20 protein-coding genes and 1 riboswitch are annotated in these 19,851 nt (G+C 71.3%); of the genes, 10 read left to right on the top strand and 10 right to left on the bottom strand.

Going from position 1 to position 19,851, the window contains the following annotated elements:
* Window positions 1-100 precede the first annotated feature (100 nt).
* The 3 genes from AQJ64_RS26570 to thrC form a co-directional block, all read right to left on the bottom strand.
* Window positions 101-307 carry a cold-shock protein gene (locus AQJ64_RS26570; RefSeq protein ID WP_007493268.1) on the bottom strand — a complete coding sequence of 69 codons (207 nt, stop codon included), beginning with the start codon at window positions 305-307 and terminating at the stop codon, window positions 101-103.
* Between the two features lie 474 nt (window positions 308-781).
* Entirely contained in the window at window positions 782-1,057 is a 276-nt protein-coding gene (locus AQJ64_RS26565) for a MoaD/ThiS family protein (protein ID WP_055636801.1), read from the bottom strand.
* Between the two features lie 51 nt (window positions 1,058-1,108).
* Window positions 1,109-2,407, bottom strand: coding sequence for a threonine synthase (gene thrC, locus AQJ64_RS26560; RefSeq protein ID WP_055636800.1), 1,299 nt, complete (start codon window positions 2,405-2,407; stop codon window positions 1,109-1,111).
* Between the two features lie 18 nt (window positions 2,408-2,425).
* A riboswitch (SAM riboswitch) is annotated at window positions 2,426-2,572 on the bottom strand.
* 149 nt (window positions 2,573-2,721) lie between these two features.
* On the opposite strand from thrC, the gene AQJ64_RS26555 reads away from it, so the two are divergent.
* Complete coding sequence (locus AQJ64_RS26555) at window positions 2,722-3,666, top strand: glucosyl-3-phosphoglycerate synthase (protein ID WP_055636799.1); 945 nt, start codon at window positions 2,722-2,724, stop codon at window positions 3,664-3,666.
* Between the two features lie 116 nt (window positions 3,667-3,782).
* A complete protein-coding gene (locus AQJ64_RS26550) occupies window positions 3,783-5,213 on the top strand; it encodes an alpha,alpha-trehalose-phosphate synthase (UDP-forming) (protein ID WP_059203041.1) in 1,431 nt (476 codons plus the stop codon).
* Here the strand turns inward: AQJ64_RS26550 and otsB are convergent.
* From otsB to AQJ64_RS26535, 3 genes are all read right to left on the bottom strand, one after another.
* Entirely contained in the window at window positions 5,201-6,055 is an 855-nt protein-coding gene (gene otsB, locus AQJ64_RS26545) for a trehalose-phosphatase (protein ID WP_059203040.1), read from the bottom strand. The genes AQJ64_RS26550 and otsB overlap by 13 nt on opposite strands.
* Before the next feature lie 19 nt (window positions 6,056-6,074).
* Window positions 6,075-6,314, bottom strand: a complete 240-nt coding sequence (locus tag AQJ64_RS26540; protein WP_055638591.1) for a DUF3263 domain-containing protein — start codon at window positions 6,312-6,314, stop codon at window positions 6,075-6,077.
* A gap of 62 nt (window positions 6,315-6,376) precedes the next feature.
* Window positions 6,377-7,693, bottom strand: a complete 1,317-nt coding sequence (locus tag AQJ64_RS26535; protein ID WP_099054156.1) for an extracellular solute-binding protein — start codon at window positions 7,691-7,693, stop codon at window positions 6,377-6,379.
* Between the two features lie 141 nt (window positions 7,694-7,834).
* Here AQJ64_RS26535 and AQJ64_RS26530 point away from each other — a divergent pair, with 141 nt between their 5' ends.
* The 3 genes from AQJ64_RS26530 (at window position 7,835) to AQJ64_RS26520 (ending at window position 11,032) form a co-directional block, all read left to right on the top strand.
* Window positions 7,835-8,779: an ROK family protein gene (locus AQJ64_RS26530; RefSeq protein ID WP_079061954.1), complete on the top strand. Its 945-nt coding sequence runs from the start codon at window positions 7,835-7,837 to the stop codon at window positions 8,777-8,779.
* Window positions 8,780-8,859: 80 nt separating this feature from the next.
* Window positions 8,860-9,987: an N-acetylglucosamine-6-phosphate deacetylase gene (nagA, locus tag AQJ64_RS26525; RefSeq protein WP_055638592.1), complete on the top strand. Its 1,128-nt coding sequence runs from the start codon at window positions 8,860-8,862 to the stop codon at window positions 9,985-9,987.
* A gap of 121 nt (window positions 9,988-10,108) precedes the next feature.
* A complete protein-coding gene (locus AQJ64_RS26520; protein ID WP_055638593.1) occupies window positions 10,109-11,032 on the top strand; it encodes a 1-phosphofructokinase family hexose kinase in 924 nt (307 codons plus the stop codon).
* A gap of 83 nt (window positions 11,033-11,115) precedes the next feature.
* On the opposite strand, the gene AQJ64_RS26515 is transcribed toward AQJ64_RS26520, so the two are convergent.
* On the bottom strand, window positions 11,116-12,081 hold the full coding sequence (locus AQJ64_RS26515) for a carbohydrate-binding protein (RefSeq protein ID WP_055638594.1): 966 nt from the start codon (window positions 12,079-12,081) through the stop codon (window positions 11,116-11,118).
* Window positions 12,082-12,224: 143 nt separating this feature from the next.
* Window positions 12,225-13,892 carry a diguanylate cyclase CdgB gene (cdgB, locus tag AQJ64_RS26510; protein ID WP_059203039.1) on the bottom strand — a complete coding sequence of 556 codons (1,668 nt, stop codon included), beginning with the start codon at window positions 13,890-13,892 and terminating at the stop codon, window positions 12,225-12,227.
* A 387-nt stretch (window positions 13,893-14,279) separates the two neighbouring features.
* Between cdgB and AQJ64_RS26505 the strand changes: the two genes are divergently transcribed.
* A complete protein-coding gene (locus AQJ64_RS26505; protein WP_055638635.1) occupies window positions 14,280-14,798 on the top strand; it encodes a flavin reductase family protein in 519 nt (172 codons plus the stop codon).
* Between the two features lie 48 nt (window positions 14,799-14,846).
* Entirely contained in the window at window positions 14,847-15,323 is a 477-nt protein-coding gene (locus AQJ64_RS26500; RefSeq protein WP_055638636.1) for a GNAT family N-acetyltransferase, read from the top strand.
* A gap of 3 nt (window positions 15,324-15,326) precedes the next feature.
* Here the strand turns inward: AQJ64_RS26500 and AQJ64_RS26495 are convergent, their stop codons facing one another.
* Window positions 15,327-16,196: an alpha/beta hydrolase gene (locus AQJ64_RS26495; RefSeq protein ID WP_055638637.1), complete on the bottom strand. Its 870-nt coding sequence runs from the start codon at window positions 16,194-16,196 to the stop codon at window positions 15,327-15,329.
* A 746-nt stretch (window positions 16,197-16,942) separates the two neighbouring features.
* Window positions 16,943-17,380 carry an alternative ribosome rescue aminoacyl-tRNA hydrolase ArfB gene (gene arfB, locus AQJ64_RS26490; protein WP_055636539.1) on the bottom strand — a complete coding sequence of 146 codons (438 nt, stop codon included), beginning with the start codon at window positions 17,378-17,380 and terminating at the stop codon, window positions 16,943-16,945.
* A gap of 145 nt (window positions 17,381-17,525) precedes the next feature.
* Here arfB and AQJ64_RS26485 point away from each other — a divergent pair, with 145 nt between their 5' ends.
* The 3 genes from AQJ64_RS26485 to AQJ64_RS26475 all read left to right on the top strand — a co-directional run bounded on the left by AQJ64_RS26485 (window position 17,526) and on the right by AQJ64_RS26475 (window position 19,824).
* Window positions 17,526-18,101, top strand: a complete 576-nt coding sequence (locus AQJ64_RS26485) for a TerD family protein (RefSeq protein WP_055636540.1) — start codon at window positions 17,526-17,528, stop codon at window positions 18,099-18,101.
* Between the two features lie 164 nt (window positions 18,102-18,265).
* Complete coding sequence (locus tag AQJ64_RS26480; RefSeq protein WP_240512803.1) at window positions 18,266-18,967, top strand: MPN domain-containing protein; 702 nt, start codon at window positions 18,266-18,268, stop codon at window positions 18,965-18,967.
* Window positions 18,964-19,824 carry an SgcJ/EcaC family oxidoreductase gene (locus AQJ64_RS26475; RefSeq protein ID WP_079061953.1) on the top strand — a complete coding sequence of 287 codons (861 nt, stop codon included), beginning with the start codon at window positions 18,964-18,966 and terminating at the stop codon, window positions 19,822-19,824. The genes AQJ64_RS26480 and AQJ64_RS26475 overlap by 4 nt, the downstream gene beginning before the upstream one ends.
* Window positions 19,825-19,851: the final 27 nt, after the last annotated feature.

Here is a 19,851-nt window from a genome sequence, read left to right as displayed (position 1 = left end):
GCCGAGGGGCTCCGCCGGGCATGCCGAAGGGCCCGTACCCCAGGAGGTACGAGCCCTTCGAAGATGAAACAGAAGAACGACGCTTCAGTCGGCGCGTGCTTCAGCCGGTCGCCAGCCGGACCATGTCCGCCTGCGGCCCCTTCTGACCCTGCGAGATCTCGAAATCGACCCGCTGGCCCTCTTCCAGGGTGCGGTACCCGTCCATCTGGATCGCGCTGTAGTGGACGAAAACATCCGCACCACCGTCGACCGCGATGAAGCCGTACCCCTTCTCCGCGTTGAACCACTTGACGGTGCCCTGAGCCATGCCTAACTCCCCTATTACTGGCCCTTGCACAGATCCACACTTCGCGGATCCGGGTCAGACCTCACCCCCCAGTTGGTTGGGGGCGTGCGCCGGAACGCGTCGACCGCGGCCGAATGTATCTGTCCAACTGCCCTCTGCAACAGGTCACTTGGACGAGAATTCTGGACGCGCGCGATCCGGAAAGTGGCGAGAATTCGCCAGAATTCAGGGCAAGTCGGGCCCCATAAAAGCCACAAATGCCACGCAAGAGGCACGCACTTTGGCTACTTCTTGTCGGGCGCAAGGCAGAAATCAAAGATTCCGGATCAGGGTTTCGCGACCCGGTTCCCCAACTGTACCGCGCTCAACCCCACTGAATTGCCCCCTCCGCTTCTCTCACGGAGGGGGCAATTCGATGAACACTCGGTAATCACTGTTACCGACGGTTACTACTGGTGGGTACTGACCGGAGGTCAACCACTGGTCGGCCCCGGGTCAGCCGCCGGCGACGGCCGGGATGATCGACACGCCCGCCCCGTCCGGGGTCGCCGTCTCCAGCCCCTGCTCGAACCGGACGTCGTCGTCGTTCACGTACACGTTCACGAACCGCCGCAGCTTGCCCTGGTCGTCCAGAACCCGGGCGGCGATCCCGGTGTGGTTCTTCTCCAGGTCCGAGATGACCTCGCCGAGGGTGGCCCCCTCGGCGGTCACCTCGGCGGCACCACCGGTGTAGGTGCGCAGGATGGTGGGGATACGGACGTTGACGCTCACGATGTGACCTCCGGTCAGGTGCGTGCTTTTCGGGGGACGCGGGGAACTGCGCTACGCGAGCCCAGCCTCGTGGAAGGACTCCAGCGACGGACGGATGGTCGCGGTGAGCCCCGTGCCCTCCACCGCGTCCAACGTCTTCAGACCATCACCGGTGTTCAGCACGACGGTCGTCTTCGTCGGGTCCAGCAGCCCGTTCTCGATCAGCTTCTTCGTGACCCCCACCGTCACCCCACCGGCGGTCTCCGCGAAGATGCCCTCGGTCCGGGCCAGGATCCTGATCGCCTCGACGACCTGCTCGTCGGTCACGTCCTCCACCGCGCCGCCCGTGCGGCGCGCGATGTCGAGGACGTACGGCCCGTCCGCCGGGTTGCCGATCGCCAGCGACTTGGCGATGGTGTTCGGCTTCTGGGGGCGGACCACGTCGTGCCCGGCCTTGAAGGCCACCGACACCGGCGAGCACCCCTCCGCCTGCGCGCCGAAGATCTTGTACGGCCTGTCCTCGACGAGCCCCAGCCTGATCAGCTCCTGGAGACCCTTGTCGATCTTCGTGAGCTGCGACCCGGAGGCGATCGGCACGACCAGCTGGTCGGGAAGCCGCCAGCCGAGCTGCTCGGCGATCTCGTACGCCAGCGTCTTGGAGCCCTCTGCGTAGTACGGCCGCAGGTTGACGTTGACGAAGCCCCAGCCTTCGCCCGCCGGGTCGCCGATGAGCTCGGAGCAGAAGCGGTTGACGTCGTCGTAGTTGCCCTCGATGCCGACCAGCTCACCGCCGTAGATCGCGGCCATGACGACCTTGCCCTGCTCCAGGTCGTGCGGGATGAACACGCAGGAGCGGAAGCCGGCCCGGGCGGCGGCGGCGCCGACGGCGCCGGCGAGGTTGCCGGTCGAGGAGCAGCTCAGGGTCGTGTACCCGAAGGCCCGCGCCGCCTCGACGGCCTGGGCGACGACCCGGTCCTTGAAGGAGTGGGTCGGGTTGCCGGAGTCGTCCTTGACGAACAGCTTGCCGGCCTCGACGCCCAGCTCGCGCGCCAGGTTGTCGGCCTTGACGAGCTGGGTCCAGCCGGGGTTGATGTTGGGCTTGTCGGCCACGTCCGCCGGGACGGGCAGCAGCGGCGCGTACCGCCAGATGTTCGCGGGGCCCGCCTCGATGCGCTTCTTGAGCTCCTCCGGGTCGTAGGAGGAGAAGTCGTACGCGATCTCGAGCGGGCCGAAACACTCCTCGCAGGCGAAGACCGGGCCGAGGGGGACCTGGTGACCGCATTCGCGGCAGCTCAACGCGGCGGCGGGGCCGAGGTCTACGGTGGAGGCGGCGGAATCGGTGGATCCGGTTTCAACAGTCTGCGCAGCCATGTGAGGCGAGGCCCTTTCTCCTCATCTTCCTCACGACGCATCTCGCCGTGAGACGGATTTGGCACCTTCCCGAGCCGGGAGCCTCACCACGACGACGTGGTCAGACCGGCTGGAGGGTTGCCGGGGCTTCATCGGGCCGTGTCCCTCTGCCCCTCTGGATGAGCGGTATTCGGTTGTGGACGCCGGAGGACATGCGATGGTCATCCGCGTTGTTCAAGACTGTAACCGACGGCCAGGACAGTTGAGATAGTCGTCCGTACCGCGAGATGGATCACACCTTGCAGTGTGGTCGTGACAGTGAGGAGCCGCAGACTGTGCTGGAAGAAGCCGAGCGCTGGCTGGCCACCCGCTCCTGGTCCGTGACCGATCGCCCGCTGCACCGGATCCTGGCGGCCAAGCGTGCCACGGGCCGGACGGTCTCCGTGGTCCTGCCCGCGCTGAACGAGGAGGAGACGGTCGGCGACATCGTCGCGATCATCCGTCACGACCTCATGCAGCAGGTCCCGCTCGTCGACGAGATCGTCGTCGTCGACTCGGGCTCGACCGACCGCACGGCCGCGGTCGCGGCGGCGGCCGGCGCCCGGGTCGTCCACCGCGACACCATCCTGCCCCGCATCCCGGCCGTGCCCGGAAAGGGCGAGGTGCTGTGGCGCTCCCTGCTCGTCACGAGCGGGGACATCGTCTGTTTCGTCGACGCCGATCTGAGGGAGTTCTCCTCCGACTTCGTCTCGGGCATCGTCGGTCCACTGCTCACCGATCCGGGCGTGGACCTGGTCAAGGGCATGTACGACCGTCCGCTGGGCGGCGCGGCGGGGCAGGGCGGCCGGGTGACCGAGCTGATGGCGCGCCCGTTGCTGAACCTGCACTGGCCGCAGCTGGCCGGCTTCGTGCAGCCGCTCGGCGGGGAGTACGCGGCCCGCCGCAGCCTGCTGGAACAGCTGCCGTTCCCCGTCGGGTACGGGGTCGAACTGGGCATGCTGGTGGACGCGCTGCACCTGGTGGGCCTCGACGCGCTCGCGCAGGTCGACGTCGGGGTGCGCAAGCACCGGCACCAGGACGGACAGGCCCTCGGCCGGATGGCGGCGGCGATCTACCGCACCGCCCAGCTGCGCCTGGCCCGCGGCCACCTCGTCCGCCCCTCCCTCACCCAGTTCGAGCGGGGCTCCGACGGTTTCGAGCCGCGTACGTACTCGGTGGACACGGAGGAGCGGCCGCCGATGGCGGAGATCGCGGAGTACCAGTCGCGGAAGGTCGCGTAACACCGTCGCGTAACACGGAGGGCGGGTCGTATACGGCGATATACGGCCGGATATGACCCGCCTACGCAGCGCCACCGTACGTTTGAGCGTTTCCCTGCCGGGCTAGGTTGAGGCGTATGGCTTCCACGCACGACGCTGCTGCTCGGGGTGCTCAGGTGCTGGTCGCGTCCAATCGCGGCCCGGTCTCCTACACGGTGGGCGAGGACGGCTCGCTGCGCTCGAAACGCGGGGGCGGCGGGCTGGTCTCCGGCCTGTCGGCCATCGGCCCCGAGGCGGGCGCCCTGTGGGTGTGCTCGGCACTGTCCGACGGCGACCGGGAGGCGGTCCGGCGCGGGGTCGGCGAGGAGGGCGTGCGGATGCTGCCCATCCCGGCCGACGTGCACGCGGACGCCTACAACGGCATCGCGAACTCGGTGCTCTGGTTCATCCACCACCTGCTGTACCAGACCCCGCTGGAACCGGCCTTCGACGCGGAGTTCCGGCGCCAGTGGGCGTCGTACGAGACGTACAACCGCGCCTTCGCGGAGGCGCTGGCGGAGGAGGCGGGGCAGGGGGCGGCGGTCCTCGTGCAGGACTACCACCTCTGTCTGGTCCCCGGGATGCTCCGCGCGCTCCGCCCCGACCTGCGGATCGGGCACTTCTCGCACACGCCGTGGGCGCCGGTGGACTACTTCGGGCTGCTGCCGACGGACATCCGGGAGCGGCTGCTGCGGGGCATGCTCGGCGCGGACCGGCTGGGCTTCCTCACCCGGCGCTGGGCGGACGCGTTCACCGCGTGCTGCGCGGAGTACGTGGGCGGCACGGGCGGCACGCGGATCGGGGTGCACGGTCTGGGCGCCGACGCCGACTTCCTGCGCGAGCGCTCGCACCGGCCGGACGTGCAGGAGCGGATGGCCGTCCTGCGCGGGGAGATCGGCGGCGCGGGCTCCGGCAGCGAGCGGCGCAGGACGATCGTCCGGGTCGACCGCACCGAGCTGTCGAAGAACATCGTGCGCGGTCTGCTGGCGTACCGGCAGCTGCTCGACGACCACCCCGAGTGGCGGGAGCGGGTCGTCCACATCGCCTTCGCCTACCCCTCCCGCCAGGATCTCGCCGTCTACCGCGACTACACGGCGGAGGTGGCGCGGCTGTCGGCGGAGATCAACGAGCGGTACGGCACCCCGGGCTGGACCCCGGTCCTGCTGAACCTGGAGGACGACTTCGCCCGCTCCCTCGCCGCCTACCGCCTCGCGGACGTGGCCCTGGTCAACCCCATCCGGGACGGGATGAACCTGGTCGCCAAGGAGGTCCCGGTGGTCTCCGACGAGGGCTGCGCGCTGGTGCTGTCGCGGGAGGCGGGGGCGTACTGGGAGCTGGGCGAGGACGCGCTCGTCGTGAACCCGTACGACATCCTGGAGACGGCCCGCGCCCTGCACGAGGCCCTGACCATGAAGCCGGAGGAGCGCGCGGAGCGCGTCAAACGGCTGGCCGCCGCCGCGACCGCGCTGCCTCCGGCCCAGTGGTTCCTGGACCAGCTGACGGCCCTGCGGGACCTTCAGCCCAGCTGACCGGCCAGGTCCCGGAGGAGGCGTACGACGCCGGTGGGGCCGTCGACGACGAGGTCGGCCCGGGTCGCGAGTTCCGTGACCTCGGTGGATCCGCTGCAGACGAGGAGGCCGGGGATGCCGTCCTGGCGGAGTTTCTCGACGGCGGCGAAGGCGGGGAGGTCGCCGAGGTCGTCGCCGGCGTAGAGGACGGTTCCGGCGCCGGTGGCGCGGACGTGGTCGAGGAGGGCGACGCCCTTGTCCATGCCGGGCGGGCGCAGCTCCAGGACGTACCGGCCGGGTTCGACGATCAGGCCGTGGCGGGCGGCGAGGGCGGCGAGGGGCTCGCGGAGGGCTTCGAAGGCGGCGAGGGGGTCGGTGGCGCGGCGGGTGTGCACGGCGACGGCCCGGCCGCCCTTCTCCTCCACCCGGACGCCCTGCCATCCGCCGGCGCTCTCCAGGACGGCGGGCAGTTCGGCGCCGACGGCGGCGACGCCCGGGTGGGGTGCGGGAGCGGTGATCTCCTGGGTGCGGGCCTCCCAGCGTTCGGCGCCGTAGTGGCCGAGGACGGTGAGATGGTCCAGTCCCCTGGCGCCGGCGAAGCCGCCGTTGCGTACGGCGACCTCGGCGGGGCGGCCGGTGATGACGGCGACGGCGGCGACCTTGGGGGCGAGGGCCGTGAGGGCGGGGAGGGCGTCGGGGTGGGCGCGGGCGTCCTCGGGGTTCTCGACGATCGGCGCGAGCGTGCCGTCGAAGTCGAGGGCGACGAGGGTGGCGGCGGGGCGCGCCAGGATCGCGGCGAGGGCCTCACGGCCGGCCGGGGTCGTGGGTACGGGGTCCGTTGAGTGCGTCTCTTGGGTGCCCATACGGCGACACTAGGCGACACTATCGGTCGCCGCGCCTGGTCTCCCGGACCCTTCTCAGTCTGTTCACCGTCACCGGGTCGTGGGCCAGGGCCCTCGGGTCGTCCAGGAGGGCGTTGAGGAGTTGGTAGTAGCGGACCGGGGAGAGGCCGAGTTCCTCCCGGACGGCGCGTTCCTTGGCGCCGGGGCCGGGGAAGGTGCGGCGTTCCAGGGCGAGGATGTTCCGTTCCCTCGTCTCCAGCTGTTCCGGCTGTTCCGGCATTCCCCGCACCTCCGGCGCTCCCGTATTCCTCCGCACCGTAACCCCGGCCACCGACAGTCGGCTCACTCCCCGGCGGCGCTCTCCGCGGTCATCGCCGCCGACTGGAGGTCGGACAGGACGGTCGCCGGGTCGCCGGAGCGGGTCACGGCCTTTCCGATGCCCTTCTTGACGGCCGCGCTGACCTGCGCCCAGGAGGTCCGCCCGACGGGGTAGACCTCGGCGAGCGGGAGTTCCTCCAGGAAGGGCCGCAGCGCGGCGTCCTGCTCGGCCGTGCTCATGATCTGGGAGGCGGAGGTGGTGACGGGCAGCAGGTCGTACTCGCGGGAGAAGCCGAGCACGTTCCGCTCGCTGTAGACGAAGTCGAGGAACTGGCCGATCTGCTCGGCGTGCCCGTTCTTCTTGAAGGCGGTCATCCAGTCGGCGACGCCCATGGCGACCTTGGAGGGGCCGTCGACGCCGGGCATCGGCACCATGCCGAACTTCACGCCGGTCTTCTGGGCCATCTTCATCAGGGACGGATGCCCGTTGAGCATGCCGACCTGTCCGTCGGCGAACGCCGCGAACGCGTCCGCGCGGTTGAGCGAGCCCGGTGCGACCGGCCCGGTGAGCCCCTTGCCGACCAGCTTGTCCTTCAGCCAGTCGAACGTCTCGACGTTCTCGGTCGAGTCGATGCTGTAGCCGCCGGCGGCCTGGGCGTAGCCGCCTCCGCCGCTGAGCAGCCACTGGAGGGTCTCGGCCTGCGCCTCCTCGGGCCCGAGGGGCAGCGCGTAGGGGTACTTCACGCCCTCGGCCTTCAGCTTCCCGGCATCCTCGGCGAGCTCGGCCCAGGTGGTCGGCGGGGTGATCCCGGCCTCGGCGAAGAGGGTCTTGTTGTAGAAGAGCAGCCGGGTGGAGGAGGCGAACGGCATGCCGTACTGCATGCCCCGCACCTTGCCGGCGGCGGCGAGCTGCTGCACGAAGTCGGCCTGGACGGTGACGGAGAGCAGGTCGTCGGCCTTGTACAGCTGGTCGGCGGCCGCGTAGTCGGCGTAGGAGCCGATCTGCGCCATGTCGGGCGGGTGCCCGGCGTCGACCATGGCCTTGACCTTGGCGTCGACGTCGTTCCAGGAGGAGACGGTGACGTCGACGGTGACGTCCGGGTGCTTCTTCTCGTACGCCGTCACCAGCGCGCCCCAGTACTTCTCCGAGCTGTTGGAGGCGCTGTCGCCGTAGTCGGCGGCGACGAGTCTGAGGGTGGTGTGCCCGGACCCCGCGGTCAGTCCGCAGCCGGACAGCACCGCCGCCAGGCCCAGCGTGGACAGTCCGCCCACGATCGCCGTCACTGACTTCCCTGCCCGCCGGTGCACGCGTTGCCCCTCGATCTCGAATTGATTGTTCATACCAATGGGTCCGATATCCGGAACAAGGTCTACACCATGTGGGTGGACTAGACCTCTTTTGGGTCTCATGAGGCGGCACCGTACCCCCAAGACGGGTAAGTGGACTAGACCTCTTACGGTTCCTCGGTCCACACTGTTCCCGTGAGACATGTCATCGCCCTCGACGTGGGCGGCACCGGGATGAAGGCGGCGCTGGTCGGCGCCGACGGCACCCTCCTGCACCAGGACCGCCGGCCCACCGGCCGTGAGCGCGGCCCCGACGCGGTGGTGGACGCCATCCTCGGCTTCGCCGCCGACCTGCGCGCGCACGGCGTCGAGCGGCTCGGCGAGCCCGCGGCCGCCGCCGGTGTCGCCGTGCCCGGCATCGTCGACGAGGCGGACGGCATCGCCGTCTACGCGGCCAACCTGGGCTGGCGGGACCTCCCCCTGCGCACGCTCCTCGCCGAACGCCTCGGCATCCCCGTCGCCCTCGGCCACGACGTGCGCACCGGCGGACTCGCCGAGGGCCGGGTCGGCGCGGGCCGGGGCGCGGACCGCTTCCTGTTCGTGGCCCTGGGCACCGGCATCGCGGGCGCGATCGGCGTCGACGGCCGGGTGGAGGCGGGGGCGCACGGCTTCGCCGGCGAGATCGGCCATGTCGTCGTACGGCCCGGCGGGACCCCGTGTCCCTGCGGGCAGCTCGGCTGTCTGGAGCGGTTCGCCTCGGCGGCGGCGGTGTCCGAGGCCTGGGCCGCGGCCTGCGGGGACCCGGAGGCGGACGCGGCGGACTGCGCCAAGGCGGTCGTGTCCGGCGACCCGAACGCCGTCCGGGTCTGGCAGCGGGCGGTGGACGCCCTCGCCGACGGCCTGGTCACCGCCCTCACCCTGCTGGACCCGCGCACCCTCGTCATCGGCGGCGGCCTCGCGGAGGCGGGGGACACCCTGTTCACCCCCCTCCGGGACGCCGTCCGCGCCCGGGTCACCTTCCAGAAACTCCCGGAGATCGTCCCGGCGGCCCTGGGCGACACCGCGGGCTGCCGCGGCGCGGGCCTGCTGGCCTGGGATCTTCTCCACCACACCATCGACAGTTCGGAGGTAGCCACGTGACGGCAACGCCCCCAGGGGCGCGGGGAACTGCGCGACCAGCCACAACGCTCCCGCAGCCCGCAACAGCCGGCACCCCCCTGGTGCTCGCCGGTGCGCACGTGGTCACGCCCACAGGGACCGTCAAGGGCGGCCAGGTCGCCGTCGAGGGCCGGCACCTCACCGGCGCCTCCCCGGCGAACGCGCAGGTGATCGACGTATCCGGCCACTGGCTGGTCCCCGGCTTCGTGGACCTCCACAACCACGGCGGAGGCGGAGCCTCCTTCTCCGGCACGGCGGACGACGTACAGAAGGCGATCCGCACCCACCGCCGGCACGGCACCACCACCCTCGTCGCCTCCACCGTCACCGACGACATGGACGTCCTGGTCCGCCAGGCCGGCCTGCTGAGCGAGCTGACCGAACAGGGCGACCTGGCCGGCATCCACTTCGAGGGCCCGTTCATCTCGCCCTGCCGCAAGGGCGCCCACTCCGAGGCGCTGCTGCGCGACCCCGACCCGGCGGACGTCCGCAAGCTGCTGGACGCGGCGCGCGGCGCGGCCCGCATGGTCACCCTCGCCACCGAACTCCCGGGCGGCCTGGACTCCGTACGGCTGCTCGTCGAGCACGGCGTGATCGCGGCGGTGGGGCACACGGACGCGACGTACGAGCAGACGGTTCAGGCCATCGAGGCGGGCGCGACGGTCGCCACCCACCTGTTCAACGCGATGCCGCCGCTCGGCCACCGCACCCCCGGCCCGATCGCCGCCCTCCTCCAGGACGAGCGGATCACGGTCGAGCTGATCAACGACGGCACCCATCTGCACCCCGCCTCCCTGGCCCTGGCGTTCCGTCACGCGGGGGCCCACCGGGTCGCGTTCATCACCGACGCGATGGACGCGGCCGGCATCGGCGACGGCCGCTATCTGCTGGGACCGCTGGCGGTCGAGGTCAGCGACGGGGTGGCCCGGCTGGTGGAGGGCGGTTCGATCGCCGGCTCGACCCTGACCCAGGACCGCGCCTTCAAGCGGGCGGTGACCGTCGACCGCCTCCCGGTGGAGGACGCCGTCACCGCGCTGTCCGCGACCCCGGCCCGCGTCCTCGGCCTCTACGACACCGTGGGCTCCCTGGACCCCGGCAAGGACGCCGACCTGGTCCTTCTCGACGAGAACTTCGACGTCAAGGGCGTGATGCGCAAGGGCGATTGGGTGGTGCGTCCCCAACTGGGCTGAAAAGTACCCTCTTCCGAGGACGGTGACCGACCGGGGGTCTGGGCCGGTCGCCGTCCTTTTGGCATGATCAGGCCCCGGAAACAGTCACGCACACGGCACAACCCGGGGGAGGTCGGCACAGGTGATCCTCACGGTCACGCTGAACACCGCTCTCGACATCACGTACCGCGTCCCGGTCCTGCGCCCGCACACCGCGCACCGGGTGACGGAGATGACGGAGCGTCCGGGCGGCAAGGGGCTGAACGTGGCACGGGTGCTGGCCGCGCTGGGGCACGAGGTGACGGTCACCGGTTTCGCGGGCGGGGCGACCGGGCGGGTCGTCCGGGAACGGCTCCCGATGTCGATCGGCGACGCGCTCCTGCCGGTGTCCGGCGCCACCCGCCGCACGGTCGCCGTCGTCGACACCCGCACCGGTGACACCACCCAGCTCAACGAGCCCGGGCCGCTCATCACCCCGGCCGAGTGGTCCGCCTTCCAGGAGGCGTACGAGGATCTGGTCGCCGACGCCGACGCGGTGGCCCTGTGCGGGAGTCTGCCGCCGGGGGTGCCGGTGGGGGCGTACGCGGGCCTGGTGCGCAAGGCGCGGGCCGCGGGGGTGCCGGTCCTGCTGGACACGAGCGGGGAGCCACTGCGCCGGGGGGTCGCCGCCCGCCCGGACCTGGTCAAGCCGAACGCCGACGAACTGGCCGAACTCACCGGCTCGCACGAGCCGCTGAGGGCGACCCAGGACGCCCGCCGGCGGGGCGCGCAGGCCGTGGTGGCCTCACTGGGGCCCGAGGGCCTGATCGCGGCGACCGCCGAGGGCCGCTGGCGCGCCACCCCGCCCACCCGCATCCACGGCAACCCCACGGGCGCGGGCGACTCGGCCGCGGCGGGCCTCCTCTCGGCCCTCGTCGAGGGCCTCCCCTGGCCGGACCGGCTGGCCCGGGCCGTCGCCCTGTCCGCGGCGACCGTCCTCGCCCCGACGGCCGGCGACTTCGACCGCCCCGCCTACGAGGACCTCCTGGACCACATCACGGTCACGACCGAGGCCACCGCGGCCTGACCCAGCCTGCCCGGCCGTCCCCGGACAGCGGGTGTCCAAGACGGCGACCTGGGCCGGCAGAACCGGCTGGGTGGCTCCGGGCGCTACTTCTTGACCTGGCCCTTCTTCAGCCACATCTGGTCGAGGAGAATGTCGCACTTGTCGCCGTTCCCGCAGGACAGGCTGATCGTGTTCGTGCCCTTGGTGAGGGTGGGCCACGAGTACGTCGTCGTCCAGCCCTTGGCGAAGTCGCCGTCCTCGGCGTGGGCGTAGTTCTCCAGGTTGAACTTGCTGCCGAAGGCCTTGCCGTTGATGGTGAGCGTCATCGACTGGTCCTCACCGGCGGTGCTGTAGTGCGCGAAGACCGTGTAGGTGCCGTCGGAGGGGATCCCGTTGACCGTCCAGGTCACCGAGGCGCCCTGGTTGTTCAGGTTGCTGACGTAGATCCCGCCGTCCGCCTGCGCGCCCTCGACGTCGGAGGCGAGCGAGGCGCCGCCGTCGAGTTTGAGGGCCTTGGCGTCGATGGTGGGCAGTTCCTGCGCGGCCTCGCCGGTGGAGGACTCGCTCGGGGAAGCGCTCGCGGAGGCGGAGGTCGAGGGGGAGACCTGGTTGCCCGCCTGGTTGTTGTCGCCGGTGTCGGAGTCGCCGTTGGCCATGGCCACCGCGATGCCGATCACGACCGCGGCGACCACCGCGACCGCGCCGATCAGCAGGCCCTTGGTGTTGGGGCCGCGGCCACGGCCGCCACCGCCGCCCGGTACGGGCTGCTGACGGCCGGTCGGGCCGCCCGGGCCGGGGAAGGTCTCGGGTGCGGCGTAGTTCGCGTTCGGCTGGCCGTAGGCACCCTGCTGGGGCACCGTGGGCTGGCCGTACTGCCCGTACTGCGCGGTCTGCTGCTGCGGCTGTCCGTACTGGCGCTCACCGACCGCACGCACTCTGTTGACCGAGTTGGGGTAGCCGTAGCCACCGCCGGACGGCGGCTGGGCGCCGTTGGCCTGGCCGTCGGCGTAGAGGTAGCCGAACGGGTCGTCGTCCTCGGGCGTACTCGCGCCGTTGTTGCCGGGCGTCATCCCTTCGTACTCCTCAACAGGTGCGGGGCTGATGCGTTGCAAGGTGCGAATGGCGAGCCTACCCGGTCCAGCTGCCCCGAACGGGTGACCCGGATCGCATCACCTCGGCGACCTGGGGGCTGACCTGGCGGTTCGTCGGAGTTTCACCCCGCACGTCTGTGCTGTCTGGGACGAGATCGTTTCTCGACGTACATGCGCTCGTCGGCGGATTTCAGGACTTCGTCGGCGGTCATCCCGCAGTGCGCCCAGCCGATGCCGAAGCTGGCGCCCACCCGGACGGCCCGGCCCTCGGCGCGGATCGGCTGGATGATCTCGTTGCGCAGCCGTACGGCGAGGTCGGCGGCGTCGGCGCGGCCGAGGCCGTCGGCGAGGATCACGAACTCGTCGCCGCCGAGCCGGGCGACGGTGTCGCCGTCACGGACGGCCCGCGACAGCCGCCGGGCGACCTCGATGAGCACCGCGTCGCCCGCGTTGTGCCCGAACCGGTCGTTGATGGACTTGAAACCGTCGAGGTCGCAGAAGAGGACCGCGAGCCCCTTGGCGCCGTCGTCGCGCGTGCCGTCCTCGGGGGCGGCGGTGTGGACGTGGTGGTCGTAGCCGTCGTAGGACTCGGCACCGGCGGGGCGGTAGTCGAAGCCGTGGCCGTTGGCGTCGAAGGCGGGGTGGCCGTAGCTCTGGTCCATGGCGTCGGCGGCGGCGGGGTGGGTCGACTGGGGGCGCTGGCAGATCCGGGCGGAGAGCCGGGAGCGCAGTTCGGCCGAGTTGGGCAGGCCGGTGAGGGAGTCGTGGGAGGCGCGGTGGGCGAGCTGGAGCTCGCGGCGCTTGCGCTCCTCGATGTCCTCGACATGGGTGAGGAGGAAGCGGGGCCCGTCGGCGGCGTCGGCGACGACGGAGTTGCGCAGGGACACCCAGACGTAGGTGCCGTCCCGGCGGCCGAGGCGGAGTTCGGCGCGCCCGCCCTCGGCGGAGGTGCGGAGCAGGGTGCCTATGTCCTCGGGGTGGACGAGGTCGGAGAACGAGTAGCGGCGCATCGCGGAGGCGGGGCGGCCGAGCAGCCGGCACAGGGCGTCGTTGGTGCGCAGGATCCGCCCGTGCTGGTCGCCGCCCATCTCGGCTATCGCCATGCCGGAGGGGGCGTACTCGAAGGCCTGGCGGAAGGACTCCTCGCTGGCGCGCAGCGCCTGCTGCTCCCGTTCGAGGCGGACCAGTGCCCGCTGCATATTCGCACGTAGACGCGCGTTGCTAATGGCGATGGCGGCCTGGAACGCGTACATCTGGAGCGCCTCGCGCCCCCAGGCGCCGGGCCGGCGGCCGTTGCGCGGCCGGTCCACGGACAGGACGCCTATGAGTTCACCGCAGGTGCCGCCGCCGGGCGGGGCGGGGGTGTACATCGGGGCGAAGAGCCGGTCGGAGGGGTGCCACTCGTCCTCGAAGCGGGGGGCGGGCCCGTCGGTGTACCACTGCGGGACGTCGTCGTCGTCGAGGATCCAGCCCTCGGTGTGGGGTATGAAGACCAGATCGCCCCAGGTCTCGCCCATGTTCAGTCGGCGTTCCCAGGACTCACGGGAGCCGACCCGGCCGGTGATGAGGGCCTCGGCGGCGGGGTTCCCGGAGAAGGCGGCCACCACGAGATCCCCGTCGGGGCGCACGAGGTTGACGCACGCGAGCTCGTAGCCCAGCGCGGTGACCACACCGTCGGCGACGGTCTGCAGTGTTTCGGCCAGGCTGCGGGCCGCGTTCGTCTCGGCCATGGCCTGGTGCAGCTGTCGCAGGGACGCAAGACGGACGTACGGCTCCGACTCGGTCTCCATGCTTCGCCCTCCCCCCGAGACTTCGCAGCGAATCAAGGGTTGTCTTCGGCGTAACGTTCGTTTCTGTCGTTCCAGTCCGTTGCGTATGTCCTAGTGACACCTCCGCCACTGAATCACAGCGCGCTGCCCACTCGGTACACAGGGTCAACAATTAATGCGTCTTGTGACTCAAGTCACAGACGAACCTGAACATTTGAGTGGAGTTTCTGCGTTTTCCCTGTGTGTTTACTGAACACAGCACGCACACAACAAATCGGTCCACGGACCTACGACCCTACTCGGACCGAGGTCCGATGCGGCGGGCCCGGCACCGACACTAGCGTTCCGGGCGTGGCTACCGACGTACTGAAGACCCCTGCCGTCCCCGTCTTTGGGCATCCTGGGGGAGTGAGCAGCGAAGAGTTCCGCGCGGTGATGTCCCGGCTGGCCGGCGGGGTGGTCCTGGTGACCGCGCAGGAGCCGCCGCTGGACCCGGACGACCCCGGGGCGCCGGACGGCGAGTACGCCGGCATGACGGCGACGGCGTTCCTCTCGGTCTCCCTGGACCCGCCTCTGGTGCTGGTCAGCCTGCGCACGGGCTCCCGGATGGACGACCTGCTGGACGAACAGCCGCTGTGGGCGGTGTCGGTGCTCTCCGAGAGCCAGCGGCACATCGCGGGCCGGTTCGCCATGAAGGGCCGGCTCAGCGACCGGCTGCTCTTCGAGGACGTCCCGTACGTCCGCGGCGAGGCGACCGGGGCGCCCCTGGTGGGCGGTGCGCTGGGGACCCTGGAGTGCCGGACCGAGCAGCGGGTGGAGGCGGGCGACCACACGCTCGTGATCGGCCGGGTGCTGAAGGCGAGGATGCCGAGTGCGGACGGCGGTCCGCTGCTGTATTTCCGCGGCCGGTACCGGCAGTTGGGCTGAACGGGAATTCAGTGGCCGGGTGTTGACCGGCCGCCTTACTTTGCCCGGATGGCGAACACATCGGGGACTTCTCTCAGGCTCGAAGAAATCACCTCCACGAATCTCGACGCGGCTCTCGCCGTCAGGGTCGCACCCGAGCAGGAATTCGCAGTCGCACCCGTCGTGAAGTCGCTCGCCGAGGCCTTTGTGCACCCCGGCACGGCCTGGCCCCGGCTGATCATGGACGGTGACCGTCCGGTCGGCTTCCTGATGGCCTTTTTCGACATCGACTGGCGGCTCGACGGCACCCTGTTCCGGTCCGGTCTGTGGCGGCTGAACATCGCGGCCCGGGAGCAGGGCATGGGATACGGCCGTTTCGCCGTGCAATCGGTCGCGGACGAGATCCGCCGCCGGGGCGGCAAGGAGCTGTACGTCACCTGGCACGAGGGCGAGCACGGGCCCGGGGAGTTCTATCTGCGACTCGGCTTCCGCCGGACGGGCGAGCTGAGCGAGGGCGAGGTGGTGGGGGTGCTGGGCCTGGACTGAGTGTCAGGCGGCGGCCCGTGTCCTGCACTCCTCCAGGAAGTCCAGCAGGCGCAGATGGTGGCGGCGGGCGGAGCGGCCGAGGCTGATGTTGTGACCCGCGTCCGGTTCGTGGTCGACGCGGACCAGGGGGGCGGTGAGGGAGCGGGTCAGCTCGCGCAGGGCCGACGGGTCCCAGGCCCACAGGCGCTCGTACTCCGCGAAGGTGAACCGCACGGGGACGCGGATACGGCGGGCCACATCGGCGTAGCGGCCGGGCCAGCCGGGGATCTCCTCGGCCTCCCGCGCCGGGACGGGCGTGAGGAAGCGGCGCGCGAGACGGAAGGTGTCCGGCGGGTAGAGGGTGAGCGGCCCCCAGTGCAGCCGGGGGTCGGGACGGTCGCGCAGGGCGGCCAGCCGGTCGGGCGGTACGGCCCAGCGGGCGCCGACCCCGGAGACGTCCACCCCGAGCAGCCGGTCGTCCTTGCCCGCCGTGGCCGCCACGGTCAGCGCGACCTTGCCGCCGAGCGAGTGCCCGACCAGCAGGAATCCGGCCCCGGTCCCGTGTCCGTCGGCGTACGCCCGTACGGCCGCCCGCACGCACCGGGCCTGCTCGGCGAGACACAGTCCGTGCGGCAGCGAGCGCGCGGAGAGGCCGTAGCCGGGGCGGTCCAGGGCGAGGGCCGCGTAGCCGGCGTCGGCGGCGAGCGTGAGGAGGGAGGTCGAGGCCTCGGCCTGGCCGTGGAAGTAGCCGGCGGTCATACCGCTGCCGTGGAGGGCGACGAGGACGGCCCGGGGTGGTACGCCGTCCGGGGGAAGCGCGAGCAGCCCGGACAAGGTGACGTCCCCACCGTCGAGCTCGACCCGCCGAACCTGCTCCGCCTGCCGTACGACCATCACACCACTCCTCGCTGCCGACCCTCGCGCTCCAATGTCACATCGATGGGGGTGGGGTGCTCGGTGGGGGAGCTGGGGTGGGCGGGGTGCTCTGCTCGGCGGGGAGAGCTGCACTGGGCCCTGAGGGGTGGGCTGCTCGGTGGGAGAGCTGGGGGCGGGCGGGGCGCGCTGTTCGGCGGGGAGAGCTGCACTGGGCCCTGAGGGGTGGGCTGCTCGACGGGGGAACTGGGGTGGGCGGGGGCGGGCTGCTGGCGAGGAGAGCTGCACTGGGCCGGGGGCGACTGCTCGACAAGACGGAGCCAGCGTGGGCCGGGCGGGTTCCGCCGACCCGCTGTCAGCGGGGACCTCGGCCGGAGCCCGTTCGAGGGGCCGGTTCGGCCGGGACCCCTCGGCCGGGATCCGTGCAGCCAGGACCCGTGCGGGAGACGCCCGTGCGAGAGGCGCCCGTGCGAGAGGGGTCGGTTCGGGAGGGGTCGGTTCGGGAGGGCGGTTCGGGAGGCACCCGTTCGGTGTCCATCAGCCCCTGGCCTCGGCGACCGACCTGCTGGACCAGATCGGGAGGGGCCCGTTCGGCCGGGACCCCCTCGGGAGAGGCCCGTTCGGCCAGGACCCGTTCGGGAGGCCCGTTCGGCCAGGACCCCTTCGGGAAAGGACCGTTCGGGAGAGGCCAGTTCGGACAAGACCCCTTCCGCCGGGACCCGTGGGCCGGGACCCGTGGGCCGGGGCCCCTTCGGCCGGGGCCGGTGTCAGGTCCAGTTGCGGCCGTTTCTGCCCTGCTTGGTCTCCGAGCGGGCCTTCTTCTGTCGGAGGCGGCGTTCGTTGATGCCGCGGGGGATGCGGGTGGGGCGGCGGGGCTTGGGCGGCGGGGCGGTGGCTTCGGCGAGGAGCGCCGCGAGGCGTACGGCGGCGGTCTCGCGGTTGCGCCACTGCGAGCGGTGCTCGGAGGCGCGTACGACGATCACGCCGTCGACCAGACGGCCCGCGAGCCGCTCCAGCGCACGCGCCTTCCACACCTCGGGCAGGGCCTCGGTGCGGGCCAGGTCGAAGCGGAGCTCCACCTGCGAGTCACTGGTGTTGACGTGCTGCCCGCCCGGCCCCGAGGACCGCGAGAAACGCCACGCCAGCTCGGCCTCGGGGAGCGGGACGGAACCGCGGATGAGATAGGGACCGGACATGTCCCCCATGGTCGCCCGCCGGGCATGGCCGCGTCATCCGAAATTCCCGGGTAAAGAAAGCAAAGAGACCTGGAACCTTGTGTACCCCTCTTGGCGTTCATACCGGTAGCTGTAGCTTTCTGCCGTACCTGAACCGAGGGAAGGGTCCCAAACCATGGCTGTAAGCCTGTCCAAGGGTGGCAACGTCTCGCTCACCAAGGAGGCTCCGGGCCTGACCGCCGTCACCGTGGGCCTCGGCTGGGACGTCCGCACCACCACCGGCACGGACTTCGACCTCGACGCCTCCGCCATCGCGGTCAACACCCAGGGCAAGGTCTACTCCGACGCCCACTTCGTCTTCTTCAACAACAAGCAGACCCCGGACCAGACCATCGTCCACACCGGCGACAACCGCACCGGCGAGGGCGCGGGCGACGACGAGGCGATCAACGTCAACCTGGCGGGCCTCCCCGCCGACATCGACAAGATCGTCTTCCCGGTCTCGATCTACGACGCGGAGAACCGCTCGCAGAACTTCGGCCAGGTCCGCAACGCCTACATCCGCATCGTGAACCAGGCCGGCGGCGCCGAGATCGCCCGCTACGACCTCTCCGAGGACGCGGCGACCGAGACCGCCATGGTCTTCGGCGAGCTGTACCGCAACGGCGCTGAGTGGAAGTTCCGCGCGGTCGGCCAGGGTTACGCCTCCGGCCTGGTCGGCATCGCCCAGGACTTCGGCGTCAACGTCTGATCCAGCGACGGATCAAGCCATCGAGGGGCCCCGGTTCACGCCAGGGCCCCTCGCGCGTGTCCGGGCACAGAGGGATGACCCCACGCATGGCCGATTCACTGCAAGTTTCAAACACCACCCCCTAGGCTCTGCTCGTCCCCCACGAGAAACGGAGCCGAACGGCCATGTCCCCCACATCCCCGAACCCCGACTTATCGAACGGGTCGCAGAGATCCGGCGAACCCGACGGGCCGGGCCAGCCGGACGCGCACTGTACGGCCACCGACGGCGGTCCCCTCACGATCCCCACGATCCTGATGGACGACGAGGCGCTCGACGACTTCCTCACCGCCGCCGTCGGCGAGTACCAGCTCATCACCCCCGCGACCCCGCTTCCCTGTTTCGCCCTCCTCCTCGGCACCGCCGGCCCCGCGACCCTGCACGTCGAACGCGTCGCCTTCGGCCGCAACGCCCGCACGACGGACCCCTCGGCCCGCCGCGAGTTCAGCGAGACGATCGTCCCGCGCTTCGGAGCGGCGTACGAGAACGAGCACCGGGCCTGGTGGGTCGACTCCCGTGACCTGCTGAAGGCCTCCCGGGAGGCGGAGACCCTCGGGCTGGAGCTGCTGGGCTCGATCCATATGCACCCCGACTGGCACCGCATCGGCCCGCCACAGGAACGCGGCCTGGTCCTCAGCGAGCGGCCCACCCCGATGGACCGCCATGTCTTCGCCCAGACGGCCTGGCCCATCAACGTCATCTGCTACCTGGAACGCCGGGACAACGCCTTCTACCACGCGCTGGCGGCCTGGTCCCCGGCCCGTTGCGGCACCGAACTCACCGCACTCCCCTTACGCATCCGCACCCGAACGAAGGTGGGCGCATGACCGCCGAGAACGCCACCACGCCGAACACCCCGAACACGCCGGGCACGCCGAACACGCCGAACACGCCCAGCACGCCCAGCACGCCGGACGAGGCGGCGATCCGCGCCCTGTGGGACACCATGGCGCGGGGCTGGGCGGCGGCCGACGCGCCGCTGTTCGCCTCCGTGTTCGCCGCCGACTGCGACTTCACCACGGTCCGCGGCGACAAGCCGCAGGGCCGGACCGGCATCGAGGAGGGCCACGCCGCCCTGTTCGCCGGCCCGTACGCGGACACCCGCCTGGCGGCCCGCGTCCGGGGCATACGCCCGCTCCGCCCCGGTCTGGCGACGGTGGACGCCGAGTCGACGATCCACGCGGCGGACGGCTCGGCGCTCGCCACGACCCACGCGCTGGCGGTGGTGGAGCGAGCCGAGCCGGCCGAGGGCGGCTGGCGGATCACCGCCTTCCACAACATGATCCCGGCCGCCCCCGCCGCACCGCGCGAGCCCGCCCGCCCCAGGCTCCGCCACCTGGCGATCGTGGCGAGGGACCCGGAGAAACTGGCCGACTTCTACGCCTCGGTCTTCTCGCTGGAGCTCTTCCACCGGGACCCCGACGGCAGTTGCTTCCTCTCCGACGGCCATCTCTCCCTGGCCCTGATCAAGCACCGGCTCGACGGTGACACCCCGGTCGGCATGAACCACTTCGGCTTCCACATCGCCGACACGGAGACGGTGTCGACCGCCCTGACCGAGGCGGGCACCCCCAAGCCGGCGGAACGCTTCACGAACCGCCCCTTCGCCGAGTACCGCGCGATGGACCCGGAAGGCAACTGGTTCGACCTCTCGGAACACGGCTTCGGCGGCCCGAAGCCCTGACCCCGGCCCGCCCGACTAGCCTGCCCC

It is taken from the genome of Streptomyces griseoruber (assembly GCF_001514205.1).
In the GTDB taxonomy this organism is placed as follows: domain Bacteria; phylum Actinomycetota; class Actinomycetes; order Streptomycetales; family Streptomycetaceae; genus Streptomyces; species Streptomyces griseoruber.
The sequence above is the reverse complement of the archived record's forward strand: the minus strand, read 5'-3'. Positions and strand labels throughout refer to the sequence as shown.